Genomic DNA, 13,680 nt, shown 5'->3' with positions numbered 1-13,680 from the left:
TTCTTCCTTTTTAGAATTGTGAATTTGCGATAGCCTCGATTTGTGCTGCTTCCGCAGGATCTGCTGCGATCAGCTTATCATAAATTGTTTGATCTTCATTGTTTGACTTCTTCAATGTAGCAAGATACCAGCGAGCAATTTCACGATTCGTCGCATTCGTATAATCATCGCTCAGACCAAGCTTTAAGGTCTCTATAGCATTTTGTAACTGCCCAGACATTAACTGAATTCTACCCGTATTCAGAGCGATACTTGGTGTAAGGGTTTCGTGGTCACCGACCACTTGGTTATATGCCTGTAGCCCAATCTTAAGATTAAGAAGTTTACCAGCATCGTCTTGTCCGGCACGAGCTTGTTCAGTCAGCTCGTAAGAGCGGCTGATGAGCGCATCATACCAGTTCATATCCCAGAGCGTTCCGGTATTAATTATATCAGCGTAATTCTCATTAAAACCAAGCTTCAAGGTTGCAGTGGCAGCTTCTGCTTGTCCAGAAATCTGCTGAATTTTGGCGATGTTTAATGCAATCGTTGGAGTTACCGAGAACGGACGTCCTTGCAATTGCTCAGGTGGAAGAGTCTTTAGGTGCTCTACACCAGCAAGAACATGCTCATAAGCTTCAAGTGCTGCATCGAAATATTCCTGTTTCTTAGCTTCATCCTTTTGATTTAGTGCTTGCTGACCTAATGCAAAGGAACGACTGATGAGAGTTTCGTACCAATCAATATCCCAGTTGAACTTATCAGCATTGTCACGGTAAACACCGTATGCAAGGTCACTTTGGCCTTTTAAGTCATAATAGCTTACTAACTGAGCTAAAATATTTTTATTGTATGGCTCATCCTCTAGTGCTCGAGTCAGTACACTATAAGCCTCATTTAGAAATTGTTCATCTTGATTCTGCTTAAAAACCTGTAGATCTAACGAGGATAGGTACAAGACGGATTCTGGATGACCGGGACGTGTTTTTAAAGCCTCAGTTAATGGCTTCTTAATTTCTTCGTAAGAGGTACTAACCCCGATTAAATTCTTACCTTTTAAAGCAGCATTACTGGAACCAATATAGCTAATGGAGAGGAACAACAAGAATATAGTACCTATTGTGAGAACAGCGGAATATCCCAGCCGCAAACTAGTTTTATTCCAACTTTTACGTAGCTGTTTGCTATCCATGACAACTGCCATGCCTGCCAGTCCAAGGAAGACGAGTATTCCCATAAAGGCATAACTCATATTGAAATCTAGTAGACTGTGAACAAGAATAGATAGCGCAATAATTAGATAAAAGAAACCATTCTCAAAATCATTTTTATCCCGTTTCACATATCCACGAATATATTTATAGAAAATATACAAAATGAATCCCATAAATACGAAGAAACCAAGGATCCCAACCTCAATCAAAAATTGTAAAAAGAAGTTATGCACCTGACGGCTAATGTAAGGGTTGTTTTGATAGTGTTCATATAATGAGGACCATCCACCACCACCAGCACCAAGAATCGGATAATCCTTAACTACCTTCATAGCATCTTTATAAAAAGTAATCCGCTCAAGAACACTATGTTGCTGGAAATTGATGTTCTCAAGACGAGTTGCCATATTGCTAGGTAAAATATTTTTTGCGCTTGTACCTATTAATAGGAAAGCTATAATTCCGACGAGTACAACAGAACCAAGTGGAATCCATAGACCTGTTAATTTACGCGACGACCAATTGCTAAGCTTCTTCTCTAGCCAAGGAGCGGCAAACCTCTGAATGACCCAAGATACTACAGCTACAGCGATTGAGGCTCCAAGCAGATATCCCCAGCCTTTTAAGGCGCCGGAAGAAGTGAAATTCGTATTTAATTCTAATCCTAGATTAGTCACTGGAGTCGTGATGAGTAACGAAGCAATACCAGCAACACCAAGATGTAGAATCCAAAGGATTTGCTGTGCAGGTTTCAGGAACATCAGCAGCAATATAAATACTACAGGTAGCAATACTAGGCCACCACGAGATAATGTTAATAAGATCGATACAATGATGGGCACTAACATAAAGCTGTGTGTTAACGTTCCATACCATTTTTTAGAGCGAATAAGAGCGAATATAGCTACAAATAAAAAGGCCATCAAGAATGCCGCATAGGTATTTGCATATTGAAAGATCGAAGTCAGACGAAGTCCGTTAGAATCAGTCATTACTGCATCTAAGTAAATATTATTTCTTACAGTGTTTGAGAACCAACCCACTAGAGCTCCCGCTAGTTTGTTACTCCCCAGCCAATTTAGGAGTCCAAAACCTACTATGAAATAAGCAATTGCTAAGATAGCATTTTGAATGACAACATTTACTTGCTTTTGCTTCAAGAGATAAAAGGCTATAATGAATACTGCAACATACATGCTCTGAATAAACAACATATTCATCGCCATATAATGCGAAACTGCGACAAACAATGATAGAGCATAAGTCAGTGGTAGTAATATTGAAGCTGAAGCCACTATGTCCCTCTGTTCATCTAGTTTGAACTTTCTGTAGTATAAGCCAAGACAGACTAGCAGCAAAAGTCCACTTACTAGTGCTGACACGTATATGGGCTTCTCGAAGTCTAACTGCTGTCCGTTAAATAATCCCACTTGAAATGGGGCCCAACATAAAAATAAAATGAAAGCAATAACCAATGCCCAGATCGGGCTTGCTATCTTTTCAACATTTCTCGACTGAGCGGCGTTTTTACCGTATACTGGTTTCGACACATTATAATCTCCTTTTCCTGTAGGTACGACAATATTTTAGCATATGATTATTGATGGGGCTACATACTATTGAGTTTCAAAAAATATGTTCGAGGTTCTGTTCAAAGGAGTGTAGAGATGAAGGGTATTATTTTAGCGGGTGGATCAGGGACGAGACTCTATCCATTAACCCGTGCAGTTTCTAAACAAATGTTGCCAATTTATGATAAGCCGATGATTTATTATCCATTATCTGTTTTGATGTTGGCCGGAATTAAAGAGGTCTTAATTATTTCTACTCCGAGAGATCTCCCTTTTTTTGAGAGTCTTTTAGGTGATGGATCACAGCTTGGAATGAGTTTTGAATATCGTGTTCAGAACGAGCCGAAGGGTTTGGCCGAGGCTTTTATTATAGGCGAGACTTTTATAAATGGCGATTCTGTGGCAATGGTTCTCGGAGATAATATATTTTACGGGCACAATTTTAGTGGGCTGTTGAACAATGCGTCAAAACTTCAAGAAGGAGCAGTCATTTTCGGTTGTTATGTTAAAGATCCTTCTGCCTATGGGGTAGTAGAATTTGATGCTAATAATAACGTGATTTCTATTGAAGAGAAGCCGAATAAACCGAAATCTAACTTCGCAGTCCCAGGACTTTACTTCTTTGACCGGGATGTTGTGGATATCGCTTCAAAAGTAACGCCTTCCACAAGAGGTGAATTAGAAATAACTTCAGTGATTGAAGAATATAAGAATAAAGGTAAGCTTCGTGTAGAGATTATGGGAAGAGGCATGGCCTGGCTAGATACAGGAACTCATGAGTCTCTGCTTGAAGCAAGTAATTTTGTTGAGGCTATTCAAAAAAGACAGGGATTGTATATCTCATGTATCGAGGAAATTGCTTATAGAATGGGCTATATTTCTAGCAGTGAGCTGGCACTTTTAGCAGAACCACTGCTTAAAACAGAATACGGACAATATCTATTAGAACTGTCCACACATAATTAATGGGAGGTAATATATGGGCAACTTTTCTTTTCTTCAGACGGGTATAGAAGGTTTGATCGTAGTGGAACCAAAAATCTTCGGGGACGACCGCGGATATTTCATGGAAACCTATCATTATGAAGATTATAAAAATGGTGGAATCGGTGCAACGTTTGTTCAGAATAACCAGTCCCTATCTAAAAAGGGCGTGTTGAGAGGTCTACATTTTCAAACTCGCAATCCACAGGGGAAGTTGGTTCGTGTTCTTGAGGGTGAGGTCTTTGATGTTGCCGTGGATATTCGACCTAACTCAACTACGTTTAAGAAATGGTACGGTGTCAACCTATCTGCTTCAAATCGTAAGCAGATGTACATTCCGGAAGGATTCGCCCATGGTTTTTTAGTGCTTTCAGAAACTGCGGTATTTTCGTATATGTGTACTAATTTCTACGATCCAACCCATGAGTCAGGTCTGAAATGGAATGACCCTGAAATTGGCATTGTGTGGCCGTTGGAAGGGATATCACAGGTTTCTCTTTCAACAAAGGATGAGAACTGGAAGAGCATTAACGAGCTGAGCCAGTGAAAGGAAGTGAATAATGAGGACATTAATACTTGGAGGTTTTGGATTGCTTGGAAGTGATATATATCATGCTTTCCAGCACGCTGGTTATCAAACAGTGAGAATGTCCAAAGATGAGTGTAACATAACTGATATTGAGTCTCTAAAGACAACTATAATTAAATACCAGCCTGAGTTAATTATTCATGCTGCTGGGCTAACTAACGTCGATCTGGCAGAAGTTATTCCGATGGATACTTATAACGTTAATAGTCTCAGTATGTACAATTTGTTACAATCTATTTCGGAGTTAAAACCTAAAATTATTTTCTTCAGTACGGACTACGTATTTGATGGAAAACAAGGAATTCCTTATCGGGAAGAAAGCCCTTGTAGACCTCTTAATATATATGGAAGATCGAAACTCCTGGCAGAAGATATATTGAGGGCTAATTACGAAAAGTATTATATCATCAGAACCTCTTGGTTATTCGGTAAGGGAGGAAAGTGTTTTCCTGATACTATAGCTCAAAAGCTTTTGAGAGAAACCGAAATTCTTAGTGTTGTAGATGATCAAATTGGCTGCCCCACTTATACAGTTGATTTGGCGGAGTCTTTACTTGAATTGCTGGATTGTCCTTATGGAATTTATAATGTTACAAATAGCGGTTCTACTTCTTGGTACGAACTTGCTCGGTTAGTTGCTCAAGAAAAAAATATTCTTGATTTTGAAACACGCATTCAGCCTGTTCATTCAAGTAGCTATCTCACAAAGGCTGCTCGTCCCACGTATTCAGTGTTGGATAATACGAAATGGAAGGTGTACAAGCACCCGTTAAGACATTTTAGTGAAGCGTTACATAGCTTTTTAATAAATCGATAAATGGAGAGTGTATCTATGTCAATTCAATTGTTTATGCCAACTTTCAGAATAGAGGAATGCCTAGAGGAGATCAGAGAATGTCTCGAAAAGGGTTGGACCGGACTGGGATTTAAAACCAATCAGTTTGAGGACAAATGGAAAGAGTATACTGGACTTGAAAATGCCCACTTTTTGAATTCTGCTACTGTAGGATTAAGTTTAGCATTCAAAATTTTAAAAATGCAGAATGGATGGGATGATGAAGCGGAAGTTATCACAACTCCACTAACCTTTGTATCTACAAACCATGCGATTATGTACGAAGATTTAAAACCTGTATTTGCTGATGTAGATGAATTTATGTGTCTTGATCCTAAGGACGTAGAATCCAAAATCACAAGTAAAACTAAAGCTGTTCTATTTGTAGGTATTGGAGGAAATACAGGCAGATATCTCGAAATTGTTGAACTTTGTAAAAAATATGATTTAGCCCTTATTCTCGATGCCGCACATATGGCTGGGACAAGATTGAATGGGAAAGTTCCTGGTAGTGAAGCAGATGCAGTAGTGTATTCTTTTCAAGCGGTGAAGAATCTTCCTACTGCTGATTCTGGAATGATTTGCTTTAAGGAAAAAGATAATGATGATCTATGCCGTAAACTTACTTGGTTGGGGATTAATAAAGACACTTACGCACGTTCTAACGATAAAGGCGCATACAAATGGAAGTATGATGTTGAATACGTAGGCTATAAATATCACGGAAACTCTATTATGGCTGGGATTGGTCTGGTTCAATTGAAGTATCTAGATCAAGATAATGCATACCGGAAACAATTGGCTCGGTGGTATGACGAAGGATTCCGTGGACACTCCAATATTAAACCAGTGGAAATGGCTCCGGGTTGTGACTCATCCAGACATTTATATGTCATTGAAATCGATAAGCGGGATGAATTGTTGCTAGCTTTAAATGAATCTGAGATCTATCCTGGTGTTCATTATAGAGATAATACGGAATATAGAATGTATTCATACGCTAAGGGAACCTGCCCGAATTCTCACAAACTAAGTGAAAGAATCATGTCTCTACCTATGCACCTCAGAATGCAGAAGGCCGATGTCGACAGAGTGGTTGAACATGTTATTAAATTTACAAGTATGTAAGGGGAGGCCGATGCTGGTTTGAACCACGATTACACTATCCGATCAAGTGAAATTGTTCTGACACCAATAGGTGAAGATGATATTGAGCTCATGAGGGACTGGAGAAACGCTCCAATTAATCAGACAAGCTTTCTAACGAATTCCTATATTGAAGCAGAACAGCAGAGGTTATGGTATCAGAAGTATCTGGGTAAAGAAGATGACATAATGTTTATTATCAATGATATTACAGGTGCAACTACAAAAATTGGTATGGTCGGACTATATGATGTGAACACCGAACTAGGAACCGCTGAATTTGGAAGGTTTTTAATTGGTGAACCCTCTGCCCGTGGAAAGGGGCTAGGGTTTACTGTAACTTTATTACTTTGCAAATTCGGGTTTGAGCAATTGAAGCTGAATGAAATTCGTCTTGAGGTCTTAGGTGAGAATTCTATTGCACATACGATATATTCCAAAGTAGGGTTCTTACCACAAGGTCAGTATTACAAAGACGGTAAAGAAGTATTACGAATGTCGTTGTTTAAGGAGCAATTGAAATGCGTTTAACTAAAGTGGTTTCTTTTTGCCTAGGCGATATTCCCTCGGCTAGAATAGGGATTGTTGAGCCTATGCTGGAATTGCAAAAAGAAGGACTGATAGAGTTCGATTTTTACTTAGCAGCACATTTGACCCGAGAGATACTTGCAGAAGCTGATGTTATAATCTGCATCCGTTCGGCCGATTCTTATGAACTAAACATTGTTAGGGAATGCAAGAAAGCCGGCAAGCTAATAATTTATTATTTGGATGATGACTTGCTGAACATCCCGCAAAATGCAGCAAGTACGGAATATTTCAACAGTGAATTGGTTAAAAATAACATCATTTCTATAATGGGGAATTGTGATTATTTATTAACTAACACAATCAATATAAAAGAAAAATACGAGTCATTCGTTCAAAGGGGGGCTTTAATTGTTAAGGCTCCCGCACTTCTTTTAAAAGAGATAGCACTTAAAAAGAATGAAGAATCGGCAAGTGGCAAAATTATAATTGGATTTAGCGGTGGAACTGATCATAAAGCGAATCTGGAGACTTTCCTAAAAAAACCTCTATATCAACTAAAGGAAAAGTATAGGGACAAGATTGAATTTGAATTTATGGGGGCAAAGCCGGATTTTGGAGATCAAATTCCATATAGACATATATCTTATCAATCTGATTACAACAGTTATATTCGGCAGATGAGTGAAGTTCAATGGGATATAGGGGTAGCCCCATTGCCGGAGAGTGATTTTCATTCATGTAAGTATTACAATAAATTTTTGGAATATGGGTCTATTGGCGCGGCAGGTATATATTCCAATGTTCAACCGTACAAACAAATAATCCAAAATCAAGTGAATGGTCTTCTAGTTGAGAATACGGATGAGGCTTGGATAGAAGGATTATCAACTCTTATAGATAATCAGATGCTTAGGACGAATATTTATAAATCGGCTCGGTTTCAGTTAGAGGCTGAGTTTACAACGCCACAAATAGCAAATGATATATCAAGTGGATTAGTGGAATTAACAAAGTTTCAAGCACCATACTGTAAACCCGATATTTTGAAGTTGAATTTAGGGGACAAGGAGTTATTGATTAGTAAATTAGTCAATATCGTAAAATCCATGGGCTTCAGAGCACCATTATATATAACTAAAAAGGTGATTTGGAAACTCCGCAAAAAGGAATGATTATTTTGTTGAAGAGTTTATTTGAATTTCGTTTTGTTCTGTTAAGTTTAGTGAGACAGGATTTGAAAAATAAATATCGCAATTCTATTCTGGGTATTGGTTGGTCATTGCTTTACCCGCTTGGTCTTGTGGCTATAATAGGGGTGGTATACTCACAGCTAATGGGGCAGCCTCTACGGGATTTTATTCCCTATCTTTTCTCAGGTCTTATTCCTTGGATGTTTATTACGCAATGTGCCGATGGAGGTACAATGACGTTTCTTAATGCAGAAGGGTATATAAAACAGACTAGGATTCCTGTAATTGTCTTCCCCTTGCGTACAATGTTCGGATCATTTATTCAATTGATGATTTCTCTTTCCGCCTTTTTATTGATAATTTTATTTATTAATATTGATTCTTTTAATTTTAAAATGTTATTGGTAATTCCAGCAATGTGTCTATGGTTGATACTTGGTGTATCAATCACTATAATATCTGGGTTGGTTAACACTTATTTCAGAGATTTTATCCATATTCAATCCTTGTTATTACAAGGACTGTTCTATGCTACGCCGATTGTTTTTCCAGCTGAAATGCTACGTGATGGAAATTTCGAATGGTTATATCAATGGAATCCCATATACTATATATTGGAAATTATTCGTCGGCCCTTACTAGGAGAATTTCCTTCTTCGAATGCTTGGATTATAGCATCTGTTATTATTATTAGTGCTTTTCTTACTGCGATAACTTTAATGAAACGTGTGGGAAGAAAAATTACGTTTAGATTATAGAAGGGGAATACCATCTTATGAGTGTTGTAAACTTGAACTCCGTTGATTTAACGTTTCAGATTAGAAAAGATGCTCGTTTAAAAGATATATTGCTTAAACAAACTAACAAACAAGGGCAGTCACAGCAAATTAATGCATTAAGTAATTTAAATCTTACTATAAATGCGGGTGAACGTGTTGGAATAATTGGACACAATGGAGCTGGGAAGAGCTCTTTACTTAAATTGATAGCTGGAATTTATCCTCCTACTGGTGGGAATGTTCACGTTGACGGAAGTATTGCTTGCTTATTTGAACTGGCTACTGGCTTCGAAATGGAAGCTACAGGATGGGATAACATATATTTAAGAGGTTTAATGTTAGGAGAACATCCAAAAAGTATTAAAAATAAAACACAAGAGATCGCGGACTTTAGTGGTTTGGGTGAATATTTAAATGTACCAGTCAAATATTATTCTTCTGGTATGTTTATGCGGCTAGCCTTTTCAATCTCCACAGCTATTAAACCCGATATATTATTGCTAGATGAAGTTATTGCTGCGGGTGATGCGGCATTTCTGGAGAAAGCTGAAAAGAGAATGAAAGAATTAATGGGAAGTGTTAAAATTCTTGTTTTTGTTACGCATTCCATGAAATCTCTAAAGGATTTTTGCAACAAGTGTATATGGTTAGATAAAGGACAAATTAGAATGATTGGTGGTACTGAGGAAGTATCTCAAGCTTATCTTCAAGCTATGTTGCCGAATTCAAAATAGCAGGGGGACAAAGATTTGTTCGAGGTGAACTACTTGAAAATAAAATAATATTAGTTTTATAACGAATTAGATATATACTTTTGAAAATTAATAAGATTCAACTGTATGCTTTTCGAGTGAAATACTAATAAATTTTCTTTGGGAGGATCGGAAATGAAATTGTTAGTCACGGGTGGAGCCGGATTTATTGGTAGTAACTTCATCAACTATATTTGCAACAAGCATCCCGATTATACAATTATTAATGTGGATTCTTTGACATATGCCGGTAATTTGCATAATCTCACTGCTGTTTCAAATATGGAAAACTACTCATTTTTAAGAGCAAGTATCCTAGATAAGGTTCAACTAGAACCCCTCTTTCAGAAAGGGATCGATGTTGTTGTGAATTTTGCTGCGGAGTCACATGTGGACCGTAGTATTGTGGACCCGAATGTATTTGTAATGACCAATGTTCTAGGAACCCAAACTCTCCTCGACTTGGCGAAAAAGTACGGAATTCAAAAGTACGTGCAAATTTCAACAGATGAAGTTTATGGATCATTGGGTGCAACAGGATTATTTAGTGAAACGACTCCATTGGCTCCTAATAGCCCCTACTCATCCAGCAAAGCGGGTGCTGATTTATTGGTGAGAGCCTATTATGAAACTTATGGCCTTCCCATTAATATTACGAGATGTTCTAATAATTATGGACCTAATCATTTCCCGGAAAAGTTAATTCCTCTGATGATAATCAATGCTCTTCATGATAAGAAATTGCCCGTTTATGGAGATGGATTAAATGTAAGAGACTGGCTTTACGTAGAAGATCATTGCAGAGCGATTGATTTGGTTATTCATAATGGGGTAGCAGGCGAAGTGTATAATATCGGTGGAAACAATGAGCATACCAATATTAGTATAGTAAAACTGGTACTTGAACTACTGAATAAGCCGGAAACATTGATAGAATATGTGGAGGATCGTCTAGGACATGATAGACGTTATGCTATAGATGCCACAAAAATTAAAAAAGAACTTAATTGGAAGCCTGAGTATAATTTCGAGACAGGCATTAGAGAAACTGTAAGATGGTATCTTGAGCACCAGGACTGGTGGGAGAGTATTTTGAATGGATCCTATCAGAACAATTAATTATTTATATTTTTCATAGAAGCCTCCCCGACAAAAACAATCACCTTTTAAAAGGATAATGAATATTAATAAGGTGATTGTTTGCTGGTGAAATGGAGCCATTACTCCATTCTCATTTTTGGGGAGGTTTGTTTATGAGACTACTCGTTACCGGCGGAGCCGGGTTTATTGGAAGTAACTTCATCATTTACATGCTGCAACAGCATCCGGATTATCAAATTGTTAATGTGGACGCGCTGACTTATGCCGGGAATTCGGAGAACCTGAAACTGATTGAAGGTAATTCTAATTATACCTTTGCAAAGGCAGATATTATCGATACAAAGGCGATTGAGCAGCTATTTCTACAAGGTGTTGACGTTGTAGTTAACTTCGCGGCGGAGTCCCATGTGGACCGGAGTATCCTGAAACCAGATGTGTTTGTGAAGACGAATGTTTTGGGTACGCAGGTACTCTTAGATGCAGCGTTGAAGTATGGTTTGACTAAATTTGTCCAGGTGTCTACGGATGAGGTATATGGAACGCTGGGAGCTACAGGCCTTTTTACTGAGGAAACTCCTTTGACTCCAAACAGTCCGTATTCAGCGAGTAAAGCGGGCGCGGATCTGCTTGTGCGTGCCTATCATGAGACGTTTGGTTTACCGGTAAATATTACTCGTTGTTCGAACAATTATGGTCCTTACCAATTTCCTGAAAAGCTCATTCCGTTGATGATCTCTCGTGCTCTGAATGATCAGCTATTGCCGGTGTACGGGGATGGTTTGAATATCCGCGATTGGTTGTATGTTGAGGATCACTGCAGTGCGATAGATTTGGTTATTCATAAAGGTGTTAATGGAGAAGTATATAATATTGGCGGTAACAATGAAAGTACAAACCTGAATATCGTAAACACGATTCTTCAGGAGTTGGGCAAACCCAAATCTCTCATAACTTATGTTCAGGATCGCCCTGGACATGATCGCCGTTATGGCATTAATCCGACAAAGATAACAAACGATTTAGGCTGGAAGCCTAAGTATACGTTTAAAACGGGCATCAAAGAGACTATTCAATGGTATTTGAACAACCAAGAGTGGTTGAGCAGAATTCAATCGGGAGAGTACCATAAATATACTGAACAGCAGTACGGAAACGGTCTCGGGGAGACTCTATGGTGACCCAGATGAAGGTGCTTGTCACAGGCTCTGCAGGACAATTAGGTCAGGATGTTATGTTGCAACTCCAGAAGCAGGGGCATGAAGTTATGGGGTGTGGCCGTAAGGAGATGGACATTACTGTTCTAGAGCGATGTCAGGAGGTTATTAAAGAGTTCGGTCCTGACGTTGTCATACATTGTGCTGCATATACAGCGGTTGATGATGCTGAGAGTGATGTGAATTCTGCTTATATGATAAATGCTACGGGTAGCCGTAATGTAGCAATAGCTGCAGAAAAGAACGGGTCCAAGCTGGTGTATATTAGCACTGATTATGTTTTTGACGGCATGGGGATAGATCCATACCATGAATATGATAATACCAATCCCAAGAGCATTTACGGCAAGTCCAAAAAGGCGGGAGAGATACTGGTTCAATCCCTTTCCTCCAAATTTTTTATTGTGCGTACCTCCTGGGTATATGGCAAACATGGTAGCAACTTTGTTAAAACTATGCTGAAGATGGGGCAGGAAAAGTCGTTTCTACAGGTTGTAGACGATCAAATGGGCTCTCCAACCTATACGGTTGATCTAGCGAAGATCCTTCTGGAACTAATCCAAACCGAAAAATATGGTATATACCACGCTTCTAACAGCGGGTCCTGTACCTGGTATGAATTCACTCAAGCGATCTTCGAGGAAGCTGAAGAAGTTTTGGGACTGAAATTTTCTGCGCAACTTGTACCATGCAGCACGGAGGAGTTTCACCGGTTGGCACCACGCCCCCGTAACTCGGTAATGGAGCATTTATCAATTCGTACAAATGGGTTTCAGGATTTGCGGCCATGGAGGGAGGGGCTAAGAGATTTTTTGCAAGAACTGACTTGAAAATAATATTCCAAGATTTAATGAGATCGCTTCATCAGAAACCTAAATTACTTGTCTGTAGTGAGAACATTATCATTAGTTTAGATACCATAAAGCCATAAATGAGAGGTTTTGTTAAGCAAGTTTACATTATAAAGGGGTATTGACTTTTGTATGGAAGCGTCATATGCCATCTTTAGTGCATCTAGCGTAATATCGAGCGTCATGCAATCACGTAGCTTCCAACCAACAATTTCTTTAGTGTACAGATCTAGTATGTAGCTAGATAGAGCTTACCTTGTCGACATGGAATATAGGTAATGTCAGCAACCCATTTATCGTTTGGTTTTTGTGACTTTGAAATCTTGTTTCAGTACGTTAGGAGCAACTGGATGATCATGTTTGGAATCGGTCGTAGCCACTTTAAATTCACGAGACATACAGGAGCGAAGACTGTGTTCACGCATAATGATACCTACTGTGCGTTTTACTAACTTATTTCGTATTCGAGGGCTTCCGTAGGTTCCATCGGAGTCATAGAAGTACCACTTCACGCGCTTTACCAGGTCTTCTTTTCGTTTCTCTCGTTCAGAGGATTCTGAGACTTGCCATTTGTAAACACTGCTCTTGGACACAAGAAGTACTTTGCACATCTTCGACAATCGAAACTCAGAGCGATGATCTTCGGTAAATTGGAACCTCAGTTCCTTTCTTTGCTGAAGATGTGCATGGCCTTTTTCAGAATGGCACCTCTTCCCTTAATTCATCAATCTTTCTCTTCTGATCTTTAATAATTCGTGAGTGTCGACGAAGTGATTCGCCAATGGCTCATTTTCGGACTCGCGATACTTGCCCATCCAGTTATGTAAAGTACCTAGATTAATATTCAGTTTATCGGCAATTTGCTCCATTGATTTCGATTGTTTATGTACGTACTTCACTGCCTCACGTTTGAATGTCTCGTTATAGTTCTATCAAGTGGCTTT

General features: G+C 38.8%; 13 protein-coding genes and 1 pseudogene. 11 read left to right on the top strand and 3 right to left on the bottom strand.

What is annotated here, in order from left to right; translation table 11 throughout:
• Positions 1–10: 10 nt before the first annotated feature.
• Positions 11–2,743 (bottom strand): O-antigen ligase family protein, encoded by a 2,733-nt coding sequence (locus tag NST74_RS27145; RefSeq protein ID WP_341115408.1) that lies wholly within the window; start codon positions 2,741–2,743, stop codon positions 11–13.
• Between the two features lie 117 nt (positions 2,744–2,860).
• On the opposite strand from NST74_RS27145, the gene rfbA reads away from it, so the two are divergent.
• From rfbA to rfbD (NST74_RS27090), 11 genes are all read left to right on the top strand, one after another.
• On the top strand, positions 2,861–3,730 hold the full coding sequence (gene rfbA / locus NST74_RS27140; RefSeq protein WP_341115405.1) for a glucose-1-phosphate thymidylyltransferase RfbA: 870 nt from the start codon (positions 2,861–2,863) through the stop codon (positions 3,728–3,730).
• A gap of 13 nt (positions 3,731–3,743) precedes the next feature.
• Complete coding sequence (gene rfbC, locus NST74_RS27135) at positions 3,744–4,295, top strand: dTDP-4-dehydrorhamnose 3,5-epimerase (RefSeq protein ID WP_341115403.1); 552 nt, start codon at positions 3,744–3,746, stop codon at positions 4,293–4,295.
• 13 nt (positions 4,296–4,308) lie between these two features.
• The gene (gene rfbD, locus NST74_RS27130; RefSeq protein WP_341115401.1) at positions 4,309–5,154 is read left to right on the top strand and encodes a dTDP-4-dehydrorhamnose reductase; all 846 of its coding nucleotides are present in this window, start codon (positions 4,309–4,311) and stop codon (positions 5,152–5,154) included.
• A 15-nt stretch (positions 5,155–5,169) separates the two neighbouring features.
• Positions 5,170–6,300: a DegT/DnrJ/EryC1/StrS family aminotransferase gene (locus NST74_RS27125; protein WP_341115400.1), complete on the top strand. Its 1,131-nt coding sequence runs from the start codon at positions 5,170–5,172 to the stop codon at positions 6,298–6,300.
• A gap of 18 nt (positions 6,301–6,318) precedes the next feature.
• Complete coding sequence (locus tag NST74_RS27120; RefSeq protein ID WP_341115399.1) at positions 6,319–6,849, top strand: GNAT family N-acetyltransferase; 531 nt, start codon at positions 6,319–6,321, stop codon at positions 6,847–6,849.
• A complete protein-coding gene (locus NST74_RS27115; protein WP_341115398.1) occupies positions 6,840–8,021 on the top strand; it encodes a hypothetical protein in 1,182 nt (393 codons plus the stop codon). The genes NST74_RS27120 and NST74_RS27115 overlap by 10 nt, the downstream gene beginning before the upstream one ends.
• Positions 8,018–8,797 (top strand): ABC transporter permease, encoded by a 780-nt coding sequence (locus NST74_RS27110; RefSeq protein ID WP_341115397.1) that lies wholly within the window; start codon positions 8,018–8,020, stop codon positions 8,795–8,797. The genes NST74_RS27115 and NST74_RS27110 overlap by 4 nt, the downstream gene beginning before the upstream one ends.
• A gap of 17 nt (positions 8,798–8,814) precedes the next feature.
• Positions 8,815–9,552: an ABC transporter ATP-binding protein gene (locus tag NST74_RS27105; RefSeq protein WP_341115395.1), complete on the top strand. Its 738-nt coding sequence runs from the start codon at positions 8,815–8,817 to the stop codon at positions 9,550–9,552.
• 153 nt (positions 9,553–9,705) lie between these two features.
• Positions 9,706–10,689, top strand: coding sequence for a dTDP-glucose 4,6-dehydratase (rfbB, locus tag NST74_RS27100; protein WP_341115394.1), 984 nt, complete (start codon positions 9,706–9,708; stop codon positions 10,687–10,689).
• A gap of 134 nt (positions 10,690–10,823) precedes the next feature.
• On the top strand, positions 10,824–11,849 hold the full coding sequence (gene rfbB, locus NST74_RS27095) for a dTDP-glucose 4,6-dehydratase (RefSeq protein ID WP_341115393.1): 1,026 nt from the start codon (positions 10,824–10,826) through the stop codon (positions 11,847–11,849).
• A 5-nt stretch (positions 11,850–11,854) separates the two neighbouring features.
• On the top strand, positions 11,855–12,715 hold the full coding sequence (rfbD, locus tag NST74_RS27090) for a dTDP-4-dehydrorhamnose reductase (protein WP_341115992.1): 861 nt from the start codon (positions 11,855–11,857) through the stop codon (positions 12,713–12,715).
• A gap of 314 nt (positions 12,716–13,029) precedes the next feature.
• Here rfbD (NST74_RS27090) and NST74_RS27085 read toward each other — a convergent pair whose 3' ends face one another.
• Together NST74_RS27085 and NST74_RS27080 are read right to left on the bottom strand one after the other, a co-directional pair.
• On the bottom strand, positions 13,030–13,329 hold the full coding sequence (locus NST74_RS27085; RefSeq protein ID WP_341115392.1) for a hypothetical protein: 300 nt from the start codon (positions 13,327–13,329) through the stop codon (positions 13,030–13,032).
• A gap of 123 nt (positions 13,330–13,452) precedes the next feature.
• Positions 13,453–13,650 (bottom strand): annotated as a pseudogene (locus NST74_RS27080) (transposase); the annotation flags it as partial.
• Positions 13,651–13,680 lie beyond the last annotated feature (30 nt).

The sequence above is a fragment of the Paenibacillus sp. FSL F4-0125 genome, assembly GCF_038008565.1.
In the GTDB taxonomy this organism is placed as follows: Bacteria; Bacillota; Bacilli; order Paenibacillales; family Paenibacillaceae; genus Paenibacillus_AQ.
The sequence above is the reverse complement of the archived record's forward strand: the minus strand, read 5'-3'. Positions and strand labels throughout refer to the sequence as shown.